This is a genomic window from Roseivirga sp. UBA1976 (assembly GCF_002336325.1).
Classification (GTDB): domain Bacteria; phylum Bacteroidota; class Bacteroidia; order Cytophagales; family Cyclobacteriaceae; genus Roseivirga; species Roseivirga thermotolerans.
This window is the reverse complement of the sequence record NZ_DDDQ01000088.1, coordinates 25,702-45,805: the sequence shown is the minus strand read 5'-3', so window position 1 is coordinate 45,805 and position 20,104 is coordinate 25,702. Positions and strand designations below refer to the sequence as shown.

Annotated in this window: 16 protein-coding genes; 9 read left to right on the top strand and 7 right to left on the bottom strand. The window is 45.8% G+C overall.

Annotated elements, in window-relative coordinates; translation table 11 throughout:
• A partial coding sequence (locus tag B3763_RS08565; protein ID WP_286745702.1) for a lytic murein transglycosylase occupies positions 1 to 456 on the bottom strand: 456 nt, incomplete at its 3' end.
• Between the two features lie 98 nt (positions 457 to 554).
• Between B3763_RS08565 and B3763_RS08560 the strand changes: the two genes are divergently transcribed.
• Positions 555 to 1,730, top strand: a complete 1,176-nt coding sequence (locus tag B3763_RS08560; RefSeq protein WP_286745700.1) for an aminotransferase class V-fold PLP-dependent enzyme — start codon at positions 555 to 557, stop codon at positions 1,728 to 1,730.
• A gap of 245 nt (positions 1,731 to 1,975) precedes the next feature.
• Here B3763_RS08560 and B3763_RS08555 read toward each other — a convergent pair whose 3' ends face one another.
• Complete coding sequence (locus tag B3763_RS08555; RefSeq protein WP_189629581.1) at positions 1,976 to 2,551, bottom strand: helix-turn-helix domain-containing protein; 576 nt, start codon at positions 2,549 to 2,551, stop codon at positions 1,976 to 1,978.
• Between the two features lie 68 nt (positions 2,552 to 2,619).
• Between B3763_RS08555 and B3763_RS08550 the strand changes: the two genes are divergently transcribed.
• The 8 genes from B3763_RS08550 to B3763_RS08515 all read left to right on the top strand — a co-directional run bounded on the left by B3763_RS08550 (position 2,620) and on the right by B3763_RS08515 (position 14,259).
• The gene (locus B3763_RS08550; RefSeq protein WP_286745699.1) at positions 2,620 to 3,312 is read left to right on the top strand and encodes an HAD-IA family hydrolase; all 693 of its coding nucleotides are present in this window, start codon (positions 2,620 to 2,622) and stop codon (positions 3,310 to 3,312) included.
• Positions 3,309 to 4,610: a DUF5690 family protein gene (locus B3763_RS08545; protein ID WP_286745697.1), complete on the top strand. Its 1,302-nt coding sequence runs from the start codon at positions 3,309 to 3,311 to the stop codon at positions 4,608 to 4,610. The genes B3763_RS08550 and B3763_RS08545 overlap by 4 nt, the downstream gene beginning before the upstream one ends.
• A gap of 5 nt (positions 4,611 to 4,615) precedes the next feature.
• Positions 4,616 to 5,725, top strand: coding sequence for a TIGR03364 family FAD-dependent oxidoreductase (locus B3763_RS08540; RefSeq protein WP_286745695.1), 1,110 nt, complete (start codon positions 4,616 to 4,618; stop codon positions 5,723 to 5,725).
• A gap of 189 nt (positions 5,726 to 5,914) precedes the next feature.
• Positions 5,915 to 9,184 (top strand): SusC/RagA family TonB-linked outer membrane protein, encoded by a 3,270-nt coding sequence (locus B3763_RS08535; RefSeq protein ID WP_286745693.1) that lies wholly within the window; start codon positions 5,915 to 5,917, stop codon positions 9,182 to 9,184.
• A 21-nt stretch (positions 9,185 to 9,205) separates the two neighbouring features.
• Complete coding sequence (locus B3763_RS08530; RefSeq protein ID WP_286745691.1) at positions 9,206 to 10,756, top strand: SusD/RagB family nutrient-binding outer membrane lipoprotein; 1,551 nt, start codon at positions 9,206 to 9,208, stop codon at positions 10,754 to 10,756.
• Positions 10,757 to 10,837: 81 nt separating this feature from the next.
• Complete coding sequence (locus B3763_RS08525) at positions 10,838 to 11,917, top strand: sulfatase-like hydrolase/transferase (protein WP_286745689.1); 1,080 nt, start codon at positions 10,838 to 10,840, stop codon at positions 11,915 to 11,917.
• Positions 11,918 to 12,123: 206 nt separating this feature from the next.
• Positions 12,124 to 13,461 (top strand): alkaline phosphatase PhoX, encoded by a 1,338-nt coding sequence (locus B3763_RS08520; RefSeq protein WP_286745687.1) that lies wholly within the window; start codon positions 12,124 to 12,126, stop codon positions 13,459 to 13,461.
• Between the two features lie 12 nt (positions 13,462 to 13,473).
• Positions 13,474 to 14,259, top strand: coding sequence for a phosphatidylinositol-specific phospholipase C/glycerophosphodiester phosphodiesterase family protein (locus tag B3763_RS08515; RefSeq protein WP_286745685.1), 786 nt, complete (start codon positions 13,474 to 13,476; stop codon positions 14,257 to 14,259).
• Positions 14,260 to 14,300: 41 nt separating this feature from the next.
• Here the strand turns inward: B3763_RS08515 and speB are convergent, their stop codons facing one another.
• The 5 genes from speB to B3763_RS08490 form a co-directional block, all read right to left on the bottom strand.
• Positions 14,301 to 15,116 carry an agmatinase gene (gene speB / locus B3763_RS08510; protein WP_189629590.1) on the bottom strand — a complete coding sequence of 272 codons (816 nt, stop codon included), beginning with the start codon at positions 15,114 to 15,116 and terminating at the stop codon, positions 14,301 to 14,303.
• Between the two features lie 117 nt (positions 15,117 to 15,233).
• On the bottom strand, positions 15,234 to 15,785 hold the full coding sequence (locus B3763_RS08505; RefSeq protein ID WP_189629591.1) for a hypothetical protein: 552 nt from the start codon (positions 15,783 to 15,785) through the stop codon (positions 15,234 to 15,236).
• A gap of 7 nt (positions 15,786 to 15,792) precedes the next feature.
• On the bottom strand, positions 15,793 to 16,320 hold the full coding sequence (locus B3763_RS08500; RefSeq protein ID WP_189629592.1) for a hypothetical protein: 528 nt from the start codon (positions 16,318 to 16,320) through the stop codon (positions 15,793 to 15,795).
• Positions 16,310 to 16,930, bottom strand: coding sequence for a hypothetical protein (locus tag B3763_RS08495; protein WP_286745681.1), 621 nt, complete (start codon positions 16,928 to 16,930; stop codon positions 16,310 to 16,312). The genes B3763_RS08500 and B3763_RS08495 overlap by 11 nt, the downstream gene beginning before the upstream one ends.
• A gap of 5 nt (positions 16,931 to 16,935) precedes the next feature.
• Complete coding sequence (locus B3763_RS08490) at positions 16,936 to 20,103, bottom strand: DUF4347 domain-containing protein (protein ID WP_286745679.1); 3,168 nt, start codon at positions 20,101 to 20,103, stop codon at positions 16,936 to 16,938.
• Between the last annotated feature and the right edge of the window lies 1 nt (position 20,104).

Here is a 20,104-nt window from a genome sequence, read left to right as displayed (position 1 = left end):
CAGTTCCGATTTAAAAAAGCTGGCTCTTCTTGGGTATCCAAAACCGAGCGTGTAGAGGGCGTCCAAGACACGGTAAGTGCCCATAATTCGTCCGAAGTAGGTTTCTACTCCAATAATACCCAAAATGATTTCTTCATTTACTCCCGTTTGTTCGCTTACGGTACGAACCTCTTTTTGGTATTTTTTCCAAAATTCTAAGCCGGCCTGAGTGCGTTCTTCCGTCACAAATATTTTACGATACCTTTCCCATGTCATTGTGCCCTCTGCCGGTCGGCTAATCTTATCAATAATCTCTTGTTGAAACTGAGCCTCATTCAGGATGGCTCTTATTTTGGTTTCATCAGCTCGGTGTTCTTTCACATACTCTTTTATGAATTCTTCAACTTCGGTAGTGTTTACCTGAGCATAGAGGCCGGCAAAACAGAATAGAAAAATGGTAGTCAGGGTGTAGCGCATACAGAACGATTTTGAACTAAAGATAGTGAAGAAGCATTCACTCAGAAATAGATTACTTTTTATTGGACGGATTACTTTTTAGATCACTAATTTCAACTATGCTTTCAAACAAAGATATTGCCAGACTCAGAGCCGAAACGGACGGTGTACAACATGTAATACACTTCAATAATGCCGGCAGTGCCTTACCTCCCAATGTGGTACGAGATACGGTTATTGACTATTGGAAACAGGAGTCTCTGCTTGGGGGCTACGAAATTCAGGCGCAAAGAGCGAATGAGTTAGATGAAACTTATTATTCGCTGGCCAGGCTCATTAATGCGCAGAAAGAAGAAATAGCCATTGTGGAAAATGCCACCTCTGCGTGGAATGCGGCCTTCCAGGCCATAGATTGGCAAGAGGGCGATGAAATAATTTGTAACCGGCCAGACTATGCCAGCAACTACCTGGCCTATTTACATCACCCCAAAAAACCAAAGGTTAAAGTAATTCCAACCACCGCTTCTGGCGATGAAGATCTGGAGGCCTTTGAGAAAATGATCAACTCCCGCACCAAACTGGTGTCCATTACCCATATTCCAACCAATTCAGGCCATGTGGCTCCGGCTGAGCAAATCGGATCAATCTGTCGCTCCCGAAACATTCTCTTTTTGCTCGATGCCTGCCAGTCGGTGGGTCAGTATCCCGTAGACGTGGAAAAAATAAAGTGCGATATGCTTTCTGCTACCGGCAGAAAATACCTGAGGGCTCCAAGAGGTACCGGTTTCTTATATGTGAGAAAAGAAGTATTACTGCAGCTCACACCTTATGTGGTAGACCTTCATTCAGCCACCTGGACAGGAGAGCAAACGTATACCATTCGCACCGATGCGCGCAAATTCGAAAACTGGGAAGGGAACAGGGCCAACCAACTAGGGCTAAAGGCAGCAGCCGACTATGCCCATGCCATAGGACTTGAGGCTATATGGCACCGTATTCAGGCATTGGCCCATGAAGTACGCAAAGGCTTTGGACAAATGCCTCACGTACATTGTCATGATGAAGGTAGCCTGCTGGCCGGAATAGTTTCATTTACAGTCTCAGGCCATAGTGCTGCCCAGGTTCAGCAATACCTTTTAAAAGAAGGGATAAATGTGAGCTGGAACGGAACCCCCAATACCTATCTGGACATGACCGCAAAGGGGCTTTCGGAAATAGTAAGGGTCTGCGTGCACTATTATAACACCGAAGAAGAAGTGAGCAAGCTGTTGGAGCTACTGCAAAAGTTGAAATAGAATTTTACTATTTGTAAATCATAGGTGTTGACAAATATTCAAGTCAATACGTTAATAAAATTTAATCTATTGAAGCCTTCTTTTTGTAAAGAAGGCTTTTCTATTGGTCGTAATAATCTGTTTTTCAGTATTTTATTTATTAACTCTAAGTAAAGAGAGTTACCCTTTCATTAAACAATTCCCCAAGGATTTTCTCGAAGAATTCTCTTAGTAATTTTACCTATATGAACTATTTGGCCGCCCATTCAGTCGCCTGAGTTCATGAAGTAAGTCTTGAACAATATGGCGCTCTGGTCGCCTGGGTTTTTAAGAGAATGAGGAATCTGTCCATTAAAGTAAAGTGTGTCTCCCTGCTTCAGATGAACTTCTTCATCGAGAAGGCCATAGATAATTTCGCCTTCGAGCATATATACCAGTTCGTACGAATCGTTGGCCAGTGGTTTTCGAAAAACTCCAGGCTGTACTGTTACCGTAACCACTTTGACCGGATGGTTGTGAATAATCTGAGACATCAACTTTTCATAGGTCAGCCCTTTAGAGTCGTAGCGAAGTTCAATTTCTCCTTCACCCTTGCGAATAATGGTATATGAACTTTCAGGCTCATTATCTACCGGTTTCACCAGTTCGGAGAGAGGTTCTTCCAGAGCTTCCGAAATTTTATACAAAACAGGCAGGGAAGGCATGGTTCGAAAGTTTTCAATTTTTGAAAGCAATCCGGCCGTTATGCCACTCTTTCTGGCCACCTCGGCAAGGCTCAGCCCTTTTTCCTTTCGTACGTTCCGAAGCTTTTTGCCAATGGCGCTCAATATATCCGATTTCATACAATACCCTTTTGGAATTTTTAAATGTAAGCAAAGGCATGAATTACATGCCCAAACCAGTGTAAAGAATGATTAAAGAAAATATAAAGATGGCGGTCTTCGATATGGCCGGTACTACCATAGACGAACAGAAAACAGTGTACCGCAGTGTGGGTGAGGCATTGGCTGAATTTGGTTTTGAGTACTCGTTGGAAACCATTGTGCATAAAATTGGAGGCATGAATAAGCGAGAGGGTATTGCCCTGCTCATGAGAGAGAGTGGAGAGGCCATTACCGAAGAAGCTGTAGAGGTAGTTTTCAGGCTCTTTAAAAAGAATGTAGAGGCGGCCTATGAGAGTGCTCGTGGGTTAAAGGAGATGAAGGGAGCCTCCGCTTTGTTTTCTTACCTAAAATCTAACCACATAAAGGTAGTACTCGACACGGGCTACCACCGGTCTACGGCCGACTTACTCATTGATAAAATGGGATGGGAAGATCAAGACCTTATAGATTTTTCGGTGACTTCAGATGAGGTCGAAGAAGGGCGTCCGCAACCCCACATGATTCGTTTGGCAATGGAGGCTTTGGGAGTTGAAAACCCGCAAACCATTATGAAAGTGGGCGATACCCAGTCCGATATTGACGAAGGAAGGAATGCAGGTTGTGGGATTATCGTAGGCATTAGTTCCGACCAGTACTCCCGCGAGCAACTACTCAGTATGGGAGCTACTCATGCCATCGACCAATTTAGCGAAATCATCCAAATACTCGAGGCCCAATGAGTCCACTGAAAGCATACCTTTTAAAGTCGGACCACCGTGTGGTAGCATTGGTGGGAGCAGTAGCTGCCTTTGGTACATACTCATGCATGTATGCTTTCAGAAAACCATTCACTGCAGCTACCTATGCCGATATGGAGTGGCTAGGTATTGACTATAAAATATGGCTCATTTTTGCCCAGACTATTGGTTATACACTCTCTAAGTTCTATGGTATTCGTTTTATCGCTGAGCGTGGAGATAAAGGCAGAGCCAGACAAATTCTATGGCTCATAGCTCTTAGTTGGCTGGCTTTACTGCTTTTTCCTTTGGTTCCGAAGCCGGCCAATATGATCTTACTCCTTGTCAATGGCTTTCCGTTAGGCATGGTCTGGGGGCTGGTGTTCAGTTATCTGGAGGGTAGAAGAGCTACTGAGCTTATGGGGGCCTTTCTTGGGGTTAGCTTTATTTTTTCATCGGGATTAGTAAAGACTGTTGGTGCCCATTTGATGGTCGACTATAGTGTTTCAGCCTGGTGGATGCCCTTTTTTACCGGGCTTGTTTTTGTGGTTCCGCTTCTTGCATTTGTCTGGCTGCTTGACCAGATACCTCCACCAAACCCGGAAGACGTGCGCCTGAGAAACAAGCGTGAATCAATGGCCCGGCCCGAAAGAAGAAGCTTCTTCTGGCAATATGCCAGCGGCATTTTATTACTGGTAGTGGCCTATGTTTTTTTAACCCTCTTGCGCGATGTGCGCGACAATTTTGTGGCTAATATTTGGGTGGAACAAGGCTATGGGGAGCAGCCCGGAATATTCACTCAAACCGAAGTGCCCGTAGCACTGGGTGTATTGCTCATCATTGGGTTACTGGTGCTGGTCAAGAATAATCTTCGGGCATTCATGCTCAATCATTGGCTCATAGGAATAGGCTTTGCCATTATTTGCTTAAGCACCTATGCCTTTTCTGCGCAGCGGTTAGAAGCTTTGCCCTGGATGATGCTCGTAGGTTTTGGGTTGTATTTGGCCTATGTCCCCTTCAACTGCGTCATTTTCGATCGGTTCATGTCCACCTTTAAGCATAAAGGCAATGCCGGTTTTCTGATGTACGTAGCCGATAGCTTTGGCTACCTGGGGAGTATAGGCTTTTTGTTTTACAAAGAACTGGCAGGTTTTGGAGAAATGTCGTGGACACTGTTTTTCCAACAATCCCTTCTGGTAATCTCAGTTTTTGGATTGGCTGTGACCACAGCCGCGGCCATATATTTTAAAAGAAAGTATCACGGTCAGGTGTTGCAAAGCGCGCAGTTGGCATTGAATTGAAGTAAATGAAAAAGAGAGCAATTGTAATAGGAGCCGGCATAGTTGGTTTGGCAACGGCCAGAAAACTGGCACAGAAAGGGTATGCCGTTGAGGTGCTGGAAAGAGGAGAAAGAGCACAAGGTGCCTCTATTCGCAATTTTGGAATGATATGGCCTATTGGCCAACCCAAAGGAAAACTGTACGAGCGTGCATTGCGCTCTCGCAGCATATGGAAGGAATTGGCCGAGAAGGCCGGAATTTGGTATGGAGAAGTAGGAAGCTTGCACCTGGCCCATCGACAAGAAGAACAGGCCGTACTCGAAGAGTTTGTAGATCAAAACCCTCAGTACACCTTGTTAAGTCCATCGGCTGTCCGTTCCGAGGCAGTTGTCAAAGAAGGGTTAAGAGTGGCACTTTGGAGTAATGAGGAGCTAATTGTAGACCCAAGAGAAGCCATAGCCCGGTTGCCCCATTACCTCAATGAACAGCTTGGTGTGAAGTTCCGGTGGAACACTACAGCCGTGGAAGTGAGACATCCCTATGTGAAAACTGCTAAAGGAGATAAGCTTGAGGCCGATGTGATTGTAGTATGTAACGGAGCCGATTTTGAAACACTATATCCGGAGCGCTTTGCAGAACTGGCCATTACAAAGTGCAAGCTTCAAATGATGCGCCTGAGGGCACAACCCGATAACTGGTCCATTGGCCCTGCCTTATGTGGTGGACTCACCCTCGTTCACTACGAAGCCTTTAAGGGGGTAGCTTCGCATGCAGCACTTAAAGCCTACTTTCAGCAGCATCATTCCGAATACCTCAAATGGGGACTCAATGTAATGGTCTCTCAGAATGGTCATGGAGAGCTTACTGTTGGCGATTCGCACGAATATGGCCGGCAATTGAGCCCCTTTAATCAGGAATTTATAGATCAGATGATTTTGGACTATCTGGCCTCTTTTGCTCAGTTCAAAGATTGGTCAGTAGGCTCACGGTGGATGGGGATTTACCCTAAAATGACTAACGGAGCCACCGAAATAGTAGAGAGCCCTGAACCGGGGGTGAGCATAATCAACGGTCTTGGTGGAGCCGGCATGACCCTGTCGTTCGGTTTAACTGAGGAAGTATTGGAAAACTTGTAATGATGAGACGAAAAAAAACTCAGCTGCCTATGAATAGAAACTTCTACTGATATAAAACAAAGAAGTGCCCCTGCAGGCACTCCATTTTTCGCATTCCGAGTCTGAATCTTCTTGGCGGAAACCTCAGACTTCGGCTAACAAAAATTTACTAAAGCAACCAAAAGACAACTTTAATAAACGTTCAAATTTATGAAAAAAAGTGCTAACAGGCCTTTGCCCGCTGGGCCTTGGCTTACTCTTCTGGCAGTGGCAATAGGGCTCTTTATTCGCCCAACTGCACAGGCCAATATAGCTTTTCCACAATCGGGAGGAGCAGAAAAAACCATCACAGGAACCGTAACCGATGAAGCAACCAATCAGCCGTTTCCATTTGTAACAGTTTCAGTAAAAGGTTCTACTGTAGGAATGGTTACCGATGCCAATGGTAAGTACTCGCTTCGAGTACCGGCCGATGCTAAAACACTCGTGTTTTCATTTGTAGGCTACGTGTCGGTAGAAGAAACTATTGGTACCCGCACGGTAATTAATGTATCGCTCAAAGAACAGGTAACCTCACTGCAAGAAGTGGTTGTTACGGCTCTTGGGGTAGAACGCGAATCCAAAGCCCTGGGCTACTCTGTTCAGGAAATTCAGGGCGATGAAATGACGGAGGCTCGGGAAACCAATATGGTCAATGCCTTGAGTGGAAAAGTAGCCGGAGTACAGGTTACCGGTTCAGGTACTTCCATTGGAGGTTCTGCCAGGGTAATTATTCGTGGAGAATCTTCTCTTAACATCAATGCCAACCAACCGTTGTTTGTGGTCGATGGAGTGCCTATAAGCAACAACGTGAGCGGCTCTTCCGGAAGCGGCAATCTGGAGGTAGATTATGGCAACTCAGCCGGAGAAATTAACCCGGACGATATTGCCTCAGTTTCCGTATTAAAAGGACCGGCAGCCGCAGCTCTTTATGGATCCAGAGCAGCCAACGGTGCCATACTCATCACCACTAAATCGGGTAAAGGCCGCAGAGGCCTTGGGGTTACTCTCAATTCCAATGTAAGCTTTGAAAACCCATTGCGCCTGCCGGAGTGGCAAGATGTATACGGCCAGGGAAACAACGGGCAGTTTGCTTTTGTAGACGGGTCTGGCTCAGGAATAGCCGATGGTGTAGATGAAAGCTGGGGTCCCAGAATGGACGGGCGACTAATTCCTCAGTTTGATTCGCCCAGAAATGTGGATGGTTACAGGGGAGGAGATTTGAATGCCCCGGCCGGAAGCTCAATTATTCCAACCCCTTGGGTGAGTAATCCGGACAATGTGAGTGACTTTTTTGAAACAGGAGTCACCCTATCCAACAACATAAGCGTTACTTCGGCCAGCGAGTTTGGCAATGTGCGATTCTCTTACACCAATCTGGACCAAAAGGGAATGGTACCCAATACGGATTTGCGAAGAAACACTGTTTCTTTAAAAACCGACCTTAACCTGACCGAGAAACTCAAGTTTAATGCCTCTGTAAACTATGTAAATTCACAAAGCGACAATCGCCCGGCCATAAGCTATGGTACCGAAAGCTTAATGTATCTGTGGATTTGGTACGGTAGACAAATCAATACCAAAAACCTTCGCAACTACTGGATGCCGGGGTTGGAAGGTCAGCAGCAGTTTAATTACAACTACAACTACCACGATAACCCTTACTTTACTACCTACGAGAACACCAACGGTCAGAATAAAAACCGAATGTTTGGTACAGTATCGGCAAGCTATCAGTTTACCGATGAGCTCAGCCTAATGTTCCGCACCGGAATAGACTTCTACAACGAACTGCGAGATAGAAGAAGAGCCTTCAGCACCCAGCGCTTTCCAAAGGGTATGTACCGAGAAGACAAGCTGTTCTTCTATGAGCAAAACACCGATTTCCTATTGACTTACAGCAAAGAGTTGAATCCGGATTTTGAATTTACCGTGTCAGTTGGAGGTAACCAGATGAGACAAACCAATAACTACAATGAAACGGTTGCTCCTCAGCTGTTAATTCCGGGTATCTACAACTTCTCCAACTCGGCCGTAAACCTTCAGGTAGAACAATATGATCAGGAAAAGAAAATCAATTCCATATATGGCTACGGACAGTTTGCCTATAAAAACATGATTTTCCTGGATGTTACAGGTCGAAACGACTGGTCTTCTACCTTGCCGGTAAACAACAATAGCTATTTCTACCCTTCAGCCACTCTTAGTGCAGCTCTCAGCGATATTTTCTTGTTGCCAAGCTTTATCTCTTTTGCTAAAGTGCGGCTTGCATATGCCGAGGTGGGGAACGATACCAACCCATACAGCCTTTCCAATGTTTATAACTCCAGCACACCATGGGGTGGTACCCAAGCCAAGTCAGAGTCTTCTACACTGGCCAACAGTGAGTTGAAGCCCGAAAGAACCAATTCGTATGAGCTTGGAGCCGATCTGAGGCTATTTGCCGGCCGATTGGGCGTGGACTTTACCTACTACGACAATCGCACCAAAGATCAGATTATTCCCATTACCCTCGACATTGCCACAGGCTATAGCAGCCGCATTATTAATGCCGGTGAAATTCAGAATAGCGGAATTGAGTTGATGGTTTACGGTACACCACTGGAAAATGCCAGCGGATTGAAGTGGGATGCCTCCGTGAACCTTACCCGCAATAGGTCTAAGGTAATTGAGCTCGATGAAAGTGTGGATGCTTACACGCTAACAGCGAGAAATGGAGCCTATATACAGGCTAGAGAAGGAGAGCGAATGGGCGACATTTACGGAGTTGGCTTTGCCAGAGTAGAAGACAAAAACAGTCCGTACTATGGCCAGATTATACATTCTGCCGAAGGAACTCCTTTGAGAGGCTCAGAATTGGTGAAACAAGGCAACTATAACCCGGATTGGATGATGGGCATTCAAAACAGTCTGTCTTATAAAAATCTTTCCCTGGGCTTTTTGTTCGACATACGCTATGGCGGCATTGTGGTATCGCGTACCAAAACGATTGGTAGCACATCCGGTCAGTTAAAAGAAACTCTTTACGGACGCGAAAACGGATATGACCTAACCGAAGAAGGTAATGGCATAGTCTCCCCCGGAGTTATTCAGAATGAAGACGGCTCATATTCTCCCAACACGGTGAAAATCAGTTCCAGAAACTGGCACAATCGCTACTATGAGAGAAACAACGTGGAGGCTGCCAAATACGATGCCTCTTACGTAAAACTGAGAGAGGTGAGGGTGAGTTACAACCTGCCTGTTAGCTGGTTCCAAAACAGCTTCATTCAGTCTGTTAGAGCTTCTGTGGTGGGCAGAAATCTGGCCCTTTGGACAGAAAACCCTCACTTCGACCCGGATGTTATGGCCATGAGTGGAGGAACCCTGCAGCCCGGTATCGAAAACATGGCTTATCCATCAGCCAGAAGCATAGGCTTCAACCTTAATATCAAATTTTAAGACCTTTTAAAAACTACTGAAATGAAAAGTTTCAATAAACTATTTGTAGTAGCGGTCCTAGCCGTATGTTTTGGCCTGGCGGCTTGTGACGATGGCTTCGAAGAGCTCAACATGAATCCCAACAGTCCGGAAGAAGTACCGGCTTCGTTGCTGCTCCCTACGGTGCTGAGAAACGGAATAAACGAGAGTGCTGGTCTGGCCTGGGGCCTTGGCAACGTGGTAATGCAATATTCTGCCAAAATACAGTTTACCAATGAAGACCGGTACAACTGGGGGCCGGAGTCTTCGCCCTATAACTCGTACTACAACATTATGCGCGATGTTGAAAACATTAAGAAAATAGCCACAGAGTCGGGCAACAACAACTTTCTGGGAGTGGCAATGGTATACCAGGCCTGGTTATTTTCTGTACTAACCGATGCTTACGGAGATGTGCCTTATTCTGAAGCTACTATGGCCAAAGAAGGGGTGAACCTACCAAAGTTCGATGCTCAGCAAGAGATCTACCAAGGGATAATTGCTCAGCTCAATGAGGCAAATGACATCCTCGATGTGAATGGACCGGGTATTGAAGGCGATATACTGTTCAATGGTGATATACTGCGCTGGAAGAAGTTTGCCAACTCTCTATTGCTCAGAATACACCTCCGCTTGTCCGATCGTATAGATCCAAGTGCGGCCATGCAGGCCATTGTGGGCAACCCGGTCGATCACCCGATAATGGAGAGCAATGCAGACAATGTAGCTCTGCAATACCTGGCCGATTTACCCAACCAGCAGCCTTTGTATACCACCCGTTCGGGCTCTTTCGATGAATACCGTTTGAGTGAAAAAATGGAGAATACACTCAAGTCGCTCAACGATACCAGGCTTTTTGCCTATGCTCAGCCAACTACCGACTCTGGAGCCGGGCTGGTTGGCGACTGGGATGACTACCAGGGAGTGCCTAATGGACTGGCCGATGAGGAGGCTCTTCAGTATTCGCCAAGTGGCGATCCTGCCAAAGGAGGTTCTAACTTCATCTCCAGACTGGGGCTTATGTTCTCTTGCTCGGCTTGCAATTCATTGGCCTCGCCAATTGCCAGACAAGCCATGATAATGAGCTACTCCGAGCTTCAGTTTATATTGGCCGAGGCTAGAGAAAGAGGGTTTATTACTACAGGTACAGCAGCAGATTATTACCGAAACGGTATTCAGGCTTCATTCGATTATTACGATGAACGCCTGGAAGTGGGAGGCTACCATGCCATAAAAGATGCTGTAGAAGCCGATGCTCTTTATTACGCTCAACCGGAGGTGGCTTATGTGGGTACTCCTGCTCAGCGATTAGAGAAAATTGCTATGCAAAAGTGGATCGCCAACTTTTTCAGTGGTTTAGAGGCTTGGTTCGATTGGAGAAGAACCGGTGTGCCACAGATAACTCCCGGACCGGGAGCTGTGCAGGCCACCGTTCCGGTAAGGTTCATGTATCCTTCAGGTGTTCAGGCACTCAACAAAGAAAACTATAATGCCGCTATACAAAGACAGGGGCCGGACAACCTAACCACACGGGTTTGGTGGGATGTTCAGTAATCATAGTTGTTAGTTAATTTTTAGATTTAGGGTTATGGTCATAGTAAGGGTGGCCATAACCTCTTATTAAAAAAAGAAGAAATGAAAAAAAATATAATAGCCCTGGCCTTGTGCCTTGTAACACTAAGTGCCTGTGGCCAATATAAAACCGAAAATGTGTTCATTATTACGCTCGATGGGCTTCGTTGGCAGGAACTCTATACCGGTGCCGATGAACAACTCATAGGCAACAAAACCTATGTGGGCAACGCAGAAGAACTGAGGGAGCTTTTTTGGAGAGAAAATCCTGCTGAAAGAAGAGAGGTACTGATGCCCTTTTTCTGGAACACCTTGGCCAAAGAAGGTCAGCTATTAGGAAACAGAGAGTTGGGAAGCTTGGTCAATTGCACCAACAATATGTGGTTTTCCTACCCGGGGTATAACGAGATTTTGACCGGTAAAGCAGATGATGAGAGAATCAACTCCAACGCAAAAATTCAGAATCCTAACGAAACCATACTGGAGTTTGCTCACAAGCAAAAAGGTTTTGAAGGCAAAGTGGCAGCTTTTGGTTCCTGGGATGTCTTTCCATACATTATCAACGAAGAAAGGAGCGGAGTTCCCGTAAATGCCGGGTTCGAAAAATCTACTGATGAGCCGCTTTCTGAAAAAGAGCAATTTCTTAATAAGCTTCAGGACGAAATTCCAAGCCCCTGGGGAGGAGTGAGACTTGATGCTTTTACGCACCATTTTGCCATGGAATATGTAAAAAAACACTCGCCAAGGCTCGTATATATTGCCTATGGCGAAACAGACGATTTTGCCCACGATGGGGAGTATGATCACTACCTGAAGTCGGCCAGGCAAACCGATCAGTTTATCAAAGAAATTTGGGAGTACATTCAGTCTACCCCTCAATACAAGGATAAAACCACTTTGATTATTACTACAGATCATGGCAGAGGAACAGAGCCGCTGGATACCTGGAGAAGCCACGGAACTGACATAAAAGGAGCAGATCAAATCTGGATGGCTGCTATTGGCCCCGATACTCCGGCCTTGGGAGAGGTAAAAACAGGCCAATACTATCAAAATCAGGTGGCAGCTACCGTAGCTAAACTGTTGGGACTCAACTACCAACTCAAAGGAGCCGGAAAGGCCGTTGAAGCCTTCGTAAAATAGATTTAACAAAGGGTTCATGCCCTGAGCCCCACATCAACAGCTATTTAAAGTAGATTAGGTTTATTTTCAATTAGTAATGGTGATGAGGCTGTTTCGAACGTTTATACGGTCATTCTAAATAGATACAAAGCCCCGAATGGCTTTCCATGAGTTTAGGATGATGGAAACAAGTTTTAGAAACAGCCTCTCACACTTTCAATCAAGACATGACCGCCAACAGCAGACGAAAGTTCATCAAACAATCAGCCGTTGTGAGCCTTGGCTTTATAGCCCTCTCGCGATGTGCCGGCAAAGCGATATCCAATGGTAAAGTGCAACTTATCAGTGATCCTAAGGGCTACCTGGATTTACCCGAGGGCTTTTCTTATAAGATTATATCCAAATGGGGAGACCCCATGGACGATGGCCTGAAAGTACCTGCCCGACCCGATGGAATGGGGACTTTTGAAGCGGCAGACGGCAAAGTAATAATAGTCAGGAATCATGAGAATAGCCCGGGCCGAAAGGAAGAAGGTGCTTTTGGCAATGAAAATGAAAACCTGAAGTCTTTTGGGACAGAAAACCTGTTCGATGCGGGTAATTCGGAATACCCGGGTTTAGGAGGAACCACCACTTTGGTTTACAATGAAGAAACCGGAGAGGTTGAGAAACAATACCTGAGTCTGGCCGGAACCTACCGTAACTGTGCCGGTGGAATTACCCCCTGGGGTAGTTGGCTCACTTGTGAAGAAGACGTAACCAGACCTGAAGGCCCGGTAGAGCAATATCATGGATATGTATTTGAGGTGCCGGCTTCTGAAAACATTCTGGTGGCCGAACCCAAGCCAATTAAGGCAATGGGGCGCTTCAACCATGAAGCTGTGGCGGTAGATCCGGAAACACATTATGTGTACCAGACCGAAGATACTCATGATGGACTGATCTACCGGTTTATACCAAATAACAAAAACGACTTGCATAGCGGAGGTATCTTACAAGCCCTTGCCATAAAGGATAAACCAGGTTTCGATACCCGAAACTGGGAAGAGATCACCATTCAACCCAATGAAAAGTTAGAAGTAGAGTGGATCGACCTTGACAATGTAGATTCTGAAGAAGATGATCTAAGATACAGAGGTTTCGATAAAGGAGCGGCTCGTTTCGCCAGAGGTGAGGGAATGTGGTATGGCAATAAGGAAGTGTACTTTGCCTGTACCAATGGTGGCCCGAAAAAGTTTGGTCAGGTGTTCAGATACTCACCGGAAGACCAAACGCTGGAGCTATTTGCAGAGTCTGCCGATAAAACCATACTCCATATGTGCGACAACTTGTGCATTGCGCCCTGGGGCGATGTGGTACTTACTGAAGACAATGGAGAGTTGAACCATGTACGAGGTATCAATCAAAAAGGAGAGTTGTACGATATAGCCTGCAATAGGAGTTCCAAGTCGGAATTTGCCGGGGTTACTTTCTCACCTTCAGGAAAAACCCTTTTTGTGAATATTCAGGAAAACGGAGATACCCTGGCCATTACCGGCCCTTGGGAGCATATTGCCAAACCTTAATATGGGCTGAGTATGTTGCGAACATTAATACTCGTGTGTGTGCTTTTTTCAGGGCTATGTGTTCATGCACAAAAGCCCCTGCCAAAATCTCATGCACACAATGATTACTACCATGAAAGACCACTCTTAGATGCCTATTCCTTCGGGTTTACTTCAATTGAAGCAGATGTGTTTGAGGTAAATGGTGAACTGTTTGTGGCGCATGATTATGAAGATATCTCGGTAGAAAGGACACTCGAAGCACTTTATTTTCAACCCTTGGATAGTATAGTGAGGGTTAACCATGGCAGTGTCTATGCGAATAGCGACTTGCCTTTTTACTTAATGGTAGACTTTAAGAGCGATGCTCACACCACGTATATGGCTTTGGCTGAGTTGCAAAAAAAGTATGCACACCTATTTACTAAACTCACCAAAACTAGAGTGGAGAAAGAAGGGCCTGTTACACTCTTTATTTCTGGCAACCGACCGCTTGGGTTGGTGAATGACAACCCGGATTTAGCCGCACTGGATGGCCGGCCGGACGACTTAGGTAAGGGTATTGGTAGCCACATTATGCCGGTAATTAGTGTGAGCTTTAGAGCCTACTCTCAATGGAATGGTGAGGGGAAACTGCCGAAGGCAGATCGAAAGAAAATCAGCAAACTGATAAAAGAAGCCCATGCTGAGGGGAAGAAGTTTCGTTTCTGGGCAATTCCGGATAACCGGAATAGTTGGCAGCAAATGGAAAAGCTGGGTGTAGACTTTATCAATACCGATAAGCTGGAAGAGTTCTACAGATATGGCACCGGGGCATAGAAGCTGTAGTCCTAAGTGCTGGTAAGGGCAATAGAGGTTAATTAAAGCACTTTTTCGATCAGCTCCTTGACAATTTTAGCGGCAACCATTCCCGTTACACCATTCAGGTCTCTTTTGGGGTTGTATTCTACCACATCTAAACCCACAATTTCGAGCTCAAGCGACTGAATAATATCAAGTACCTCTCGGGTGGAATAACCACCCGGCTCATGGTGCGAAACACCCGGTGCATAAGCCGGGTCTAGCACATCCAGATCGAAACTCAGGTAAACCGGTCCCTCCAGATTCAAGCCTTTGAGTTGGTGCCGGTCTTTCATGGTGTTTACGGTTACTCCAAACCGATCGGCTTGTTCTTTTTGATGCTGAGTCATGGTGCGTATGCCTATTTGCGTGAGCTGTTGTGCATATTGGTTTTCCATTATTCGGGCAAAGGGGCACGCATGCGAAAGCTTATTGCCATCCAGCACATCGTAGAGGTCGCCATGGGCATCGAAGTGAAGAATGCTCAGTTGAGCATACTTTTTGGCCATTGCTTTAACAATAGGATAGGTAATGGAGTGATCACCTCCAAGACTAAAGGGTATAGCTCCCTTAGCAAGGATGCTGTCAATTGTTTTCTCAATTGCCCAATAGTCAGAGAGACTGGTTTCTCCACACCATTTGAGATGGGGGATATCTGCTATCTGAATGAGAGATTCAGTGTAGAAGTTTGCTGAGTCGGAATTAATGGCATCCACTATGAGCTGGGGAGCCAGGGCAGGCCCTTTCAGAAAAGAAGAGTTTTCATCGTATGGTAGTCCTACAAGGGCTATATCGCCCGGAGATAGTTGGTGGATACGGGTGGGGTTAAGACTCATGGCAAACAAAGAGGTTGGCTCAAAAGTAAGACTTTATAGTGGCCTGCCGAAAATGTATTTCCGTGGGTGGCAGGTGGTAAAATCTGGTTTTGAACTCACCTCTCTGTATAGCTTGCCTTATTTTAGGGGTACTTTTTGAGCCGTGGCCAAACCAATAAAATTGGTTGAGATAAGCTTCATTGGGTTTCTGACCTTTAGAAACTTTAGAATAGCCCCTTTCATATCGCCTGGGAATATAATAGAAAGCATGTGTGTGAGATCGGCCATAGGCTTTGGTTTCAGCAAGTACTCTTGCCCGTCTACTTTTATTTTTACCAAAGCTCGGGCGGCCACTTCAATGGTATTGGTTTGATCATACTTTAGTGCCATTTTAAAATACCCGTTGGCGTCTGTTTTGGCCGATGCAATATAGTTGGTCGAAGACATGGCGTAGCCGTTCTCATGCCACAGCCCTACCAATTCCACATTTTTATTGGCCACCGGACTATCGTTTTTAATCAGCTGACCCGTCACAATCAGGTATTTGTCATGATCTTTGCTTTTAGTTCGTGCCAATAGTCCGCCCGGCCGAGCACTCCTGCTTTTTTTATTTACACCAATGAGGGAGTAGCTTTGGGCTACACCGGGTGCTTTTAGCTCTTGTTGTATAGATAATATTCTGTTTCTCATAGCAGTGTTATTGAATAGTTATGTCTTTGATGGCGGCAATCCCAACGAAATTGGTGGATATCAAACTGAATGGATTGGGTGCTTTCAGGAGAGTAAGAATAGCGTCCATAGTAGTGGTAGGGAAAACGGCTCCCATGGCAGCTCTTAAGTCTATTCCGGTTTGGGTGACCATATTGTGGTTTTCCGTATTAACGGTTACTTCTATAGTCGCTTGAGTGACCGCTGCAAAGTTGTGGTTCTCATACTGAATGCCCATAAAAAACTCTCCGTTCTGATTGGTTATAGAGCTGCCTGTATGTACCTGATAGTTCATGCGTTGGCCGGTATCGTTTACCATTTGTACAAATGCCACTTCAGCACCGCTAACCGGTTGTCCGTTTCTTAATACCCTTCCTATTATGGGTAGGTACTTATCGTAATTGCTTTTGTTATAGGCGCTGTGCAGGTGGCGCTTGGCACTGGCTTTGGCCACTTTCTTCATTTTTGGGTTATTGGTTAACAACTCTTGTTGTATCGCCAGCATTCTATTTCTCATCACTATGTTTTTTTGTATTGTTCAAAAGGTTTAAGTCTTCGTTTAATTCATCTTCGCCCATGAGTGGCGGAGGTGTTGAAGCATTTTCACTGGTTTCGATAGAAAATTCACCCAGGCTTATGGCTTTCGTTTTGGCTATGTTATTGCCAATCTGATCGAATAAATGATGTGGGTCGGAATAGTCGACAGGTACTGTTTCGGCCTTAGGCTGTGAGTACACTGGCTGCTTCTTTTGCTTTGGTGGAGCTGTGCTTTGTTCACTACTGGCCTGGGGAGAATGGTTTATCTCTTCCGGGTTTTCGTTAAAAAACTCATCGAATTGATCTTCGAAAGCGGAGTCCATAAAGTCTGAAAACCCATCAGTTATTTCCAGTTGCTTTACTTCGTGGAGTGCATCTTTGGCCTGAGAATAATCGGGAGAGTTGGGTAGTACCGGAATGGTTGGCTGTTCATTACAGCTCAGTTCAATGGCCTTTAGGTCATCGAAGTAGCCAGACCTTACCTGACCGGACTGAACCATGCGTGCTTCAGCTAGCCGGTCAGGAGCAGGTTTGGCCTTTTTATGACGTTGAACGTCATGATGTAATATGAACAGTTTACCCCTTTTCATAGCGATCAGACTGATGGAGTAGAGTCGTTCCGGTTTTCAAGTTTTTGCAGTATGGCCTGCTTCAGGTCGTAGCTCACGCTATAGGCACTGGCCCATTCGTTGCCAACAGCGATCAACTCAAAGTCGTTGAACAGCTGATAGGTTTTATGTCCTTGCGGAGTTATTACCACCAATTGGGCATCTATAATTGCCGCAAGCTGTGAGGCATCTTCTTTCTGGCTAAAGTCAATTCCATTTACAAATTGCTGAATGAATTCTGAGCTATTTTCCATAACGGCATAATCGGCAGGGTTAGCGGGGAAATCGTCTAACCCGGCTGCATGCAGCATGATGGCCTTTATGGATTCGGTTGGTGTCATATCAATGGATTTGGCTTTCGAAAGCTTAAGTTTTTTGCTCTCAGTGGGTGTTGGAATAGGGGTTGGAGCCGGTTTGTTCGGATAGGCCACCTGGTGTTTAGAACCGCTTTCTTCAGAAAGCGGATAAACCTTGCCGGTGGGAGCAGAAACTTTTACACCTACTATATCGGCTATCTTCTTGAGCTTGTTGGCCCCCTTGGTACCTGCTCCTGTATTACAGCCTCTCAGAAAAATTTCACCGGTTTCGGCAAACTTGCCCTTAAGTCTTTGCAGTTGTGGTTTCCACTCTGATTCGTTACTGTTTATGTACTTATTGGTCTTTAGTACTTTGGCACTACCCATTACTATAATGCCTTTGTTGCCATGGCCAATAATGGTAAGCTTGCCTATCTTTTGACCTTCTTTGAGGTGGTTTAGTACCTTATCGACCATGTCTTTCACGCTTCCGGCCCTTAACTCACCGAGAGTGAATAGTGCACTGCCTCCCAGGTAACCATCATTGTTGTGATCAATCACCGTAATATCTACGGTGGTGTTAGTACCAAAGTCTTCAGCCCTTTGCGAACTATTGTAAGAGAGTTTGGAGTTGGGATCGAAGAGGGTCAATACTTGCTCGCGCAAGTGGGGGCTAAGTTCATAGGCCAGGGTAAAGTCTTTGTCTATCAAATGGTGGAAGTCGTTGAAGATTGTAAGGTGCTGGTATTGGCCCCCTCGTTTGAGGAATACAAGGCCATTGGCTTTGGCCGCAAGCCCTTTCAGATCGGCTGCATCGGTGGGTGTCAACTGGGTTTGGAAGTTGCCAATCCACTCGCTATCGGTTTTGCTAATATCGGCCTGTTCCGGTTTCTCGTTCCAGTTTATTTCTTCACGGGTACTGAATAGTATTTCTTCTAAACCTCTAAAGAGCATACTGTTTGGATTGGTGTGGGCTGTGGCCTTGGCTGCTTTTTCTTCGCTAGGTGTTTTTTTGGGTATTGGAGCCGGAGAACCCGGGAAGGCCACCTGATGTACCGAACCGGCTTCTTCCGAGCTGTCGTATACCTTGCCTGTGGGGGCATATACTTTCACGTTTAGAAAATCGGCCAGTTCCTTAAGTTTTTTACTTCCGGCCTGTCCGGCTCCCACATTGCAGCCTCTGAGAAAGAGTTCTCCACGGGTTTCGTCAAACTTATCCTTTAACTTAGCCAGTTCCGGTTTCCATAGGGTAGCATCACCATTGATTATCTTACCTCCGATGTTGCCCATACCGGCCCCTACAGAAATATTGCCTTTGGCTCCGTGGCCGCTTAGAGTGAGTCTTCCAATTTTTTGTCCCGGCTGCAAGTGTGCTAATACTTTCTGTACCATGTCACTCACGCTGGTGGCTCTTAATTCTCCTGCTACAGCAGAGGCCCTTTGCGGAATAAAGCCATTGTCCATGGTCTTATCGGCTTGCTCCAACACCTCTATGTTCACAATGGTGTTTTTAGATTGCGCTGATACCGGAGGCATTTCCAGGTCTTCAAAGGCCAGGTAATCATCTTCTATGGCAATAGAGGCTCCCTTTTCCGTACTTCGGTTTTTCTCAATCTGCTCGAATAAGTCGTAGGGCTCATTGGTAACCTGAGCAGCGGCCTGCTCTTTTGGGGGAGTAGCTTCGGCTTTGGCAGGGGCAGAAGGAGCTTCGGGTACTTCATCGTCCAAATGCACCTCTCTTTTGTGATCTACCAGGTTTTTGGTTTCCGGATCGTAGAGTTTTTCACCACTCAGTATGGCTTTTAGATCTTTGGCAAAATCTATTTCCTCTTTGGTTTTTGAATCGGGTTTATCGGGAACTTCCTCTTCCAATCGGTCGAAGTCAGGAATGTCTTTGGCCAATACGGCAGAACTGTTGCCACCGGAAGGATTATCGAGCTTTTGGTCAATGCGATTCATTTCCCTGTCTACCTGATCTGAAGGTTCTGCCGGTTTAAGGTCCGAGAATTTATCTGTTCCAATGGTAGCTCTTCGGGGAGAGGCGGTGTTAGGGGAGTCGTCTTTGTATACATAGTCATTGTTTACCAACTCAAAAGAACCTTGCGCTTCGGCTTCTTCTGATGGACTGAAAAACTCTTTAATTGCGCTTTCGGCTGATTGTTCGTGGGTTATTTCAATAGATTCTGAGTTGAATTGAAGTTGAATGGCCGAGAGGTCGTCATAGAACTGCTCGGAACGGCTTTGTCGGGTTAGTCGAAGCGATTGAGCTACAGCCTGGTTTTGAGGGATTTCGATATGGTAGGCAGGGTCGTCCGGTGGCAAAAAATACCTCGATATTCGACTTTCTGTTTTTATGGCTTTCTCGAAAGCGGGTTTGTCTTCTATAGATGAGGGTGCAATGTCAATGATGTTTACCTGGCTTGGATCGGCCGTATGTCGGGAAACGTTAGTGGGGCCCAAGGCATTAATTTTGGCTAGCATTCCGGCTATTATTTCACTCTTGCTTTTGCCTTCGGCTTTTAATCTCACGTACTCCTGAATTACTTTGTCTCCACTGGCTCCATAGAGCCTCAGTTGAGCTTCTACTCCTTCGTTTTCAAGATTTCTGTACATAATGGCGGCCTGATCTTCGGGTGTTCGGGTACTGTCAGAAATAGTGGCCTTGGTGAGATTGGCAGCTTTGAGCAGGTCTTTTATAACCTGAAGAGAATAATCGGAAACGGCTGCCTGATTGACTCCATTTTTGAACGAAACAATAATTTCGCTTTTGTTGAACATGTAAGGACGAGAGTCCCGGTGCCGTTTGGCAGGGGAGGTCCGTTTCAATTCTTTCTGAAGGGCGTTTAATCGATTCTTCATG

Bases quoted from the DNA above. Each gene is read 5' to 3' on its own strand.
- B3763_RS08550 (WP_286745699.1), top strand. From the start codon at position 2,620: ATGATTAAAGAAAATATAAAGATGGCGGTCTTCGATATGGCCGGTACT.
- B3763_RS08535 (WP_286745693.1), top strand. From the start codon at position 5,915: ATGAAAAAAAGTGCTAACAGGCCTTTGCCCGCTGGGCCTTGGCTTACT.
- B3763_RS08500 (WP_189629592.1), bottom strand. From the start codon at position 16,320: ATGAGAAATAGAATGCTGGCGATACAACAAGAGTTGTTAACCAATAAC.
- B3763_RS08495 (WP_286745681.1), bottom strand. From the start codon at position 16,930: ATGAAAAGGGGTAAACTGTTCATATTACATCATGACGTTCAACGTCAT.
- speB (WP_189629590.1), bottom strand. From the start codon at position 15,116: ATGAGTCTTAACCCCACCCGTATCCACCAACTATCTCCGGGCGATATA.
- B3763_RS08505 (WP_189629591.1), bottom strand. From the start codon at position 15,785: ATGAGAAACAGAATATTATCTATACAACAAGAGCTAAAAGCACCCGGT.
- B3763_RS08520 (WP_286745687.1), top strand. From the start codon at position 12,124: ATGACCGCCAACAGCAGACGAAAGTTCATCAAACAATCAGCCGTTGTG.
- B3763_RS08555 (WP_189629581.1), bottom strand. From the start codon at position 2,551: ATGAAATCGGATATATTGAGCGCCATTGGCAAAAAGCTTCGGAACGTA.
- B3763_RS08515 (WP_286745685.1), top strand. From the start codon at position 13,474: ATGTTGCGAACATTAATACTCGTGTGTGTGCTTTTTTCAGGGCTATGT.
- B3763_RS08490 (WP_286745679.1), bottom strand. From the start codon at position 20,103: ATGAAGAATCGATTAAACGCCCTTCAGAAAGAATTGAAACGGACCTCC.
- B3763_RS08530 (WP_286745691.1), top strand. From the start codon at position 9,206: ATGAAAAGTTTCAATAAACTATTTGTAGTAGCGGTCCTAGCCGTATGT.
- B3763_RS08545 (WP_286745697.1), top strand. From the start codon at position 3,309: ATGAGTCCACTGAAAGCATACCTTTTAAAGTCGGACCACCGTGTGGTA.
- B3763_RS08560 (WP_286745700.1), top strand. From the start codon at position 555: ATGCTTTCAAACAAAGATATTGCCAGACTCAGAGCCGAAACGGACGGT.
- B3763_RS08525 (WP_286745689.1), top strand. From the start codon at position 10,838: ATGAAAAAAAATATAATAGCCCTGGCCTTGTGCCTTGTAACACTAAGT.
- B3763_RS08540 (WP_286745695.1), top strand. From the start codon at position 4,616: ATGAAAAAGAGAGCAATTGTAATAGGAGCCGGCATAGTTGGTTTGGCA.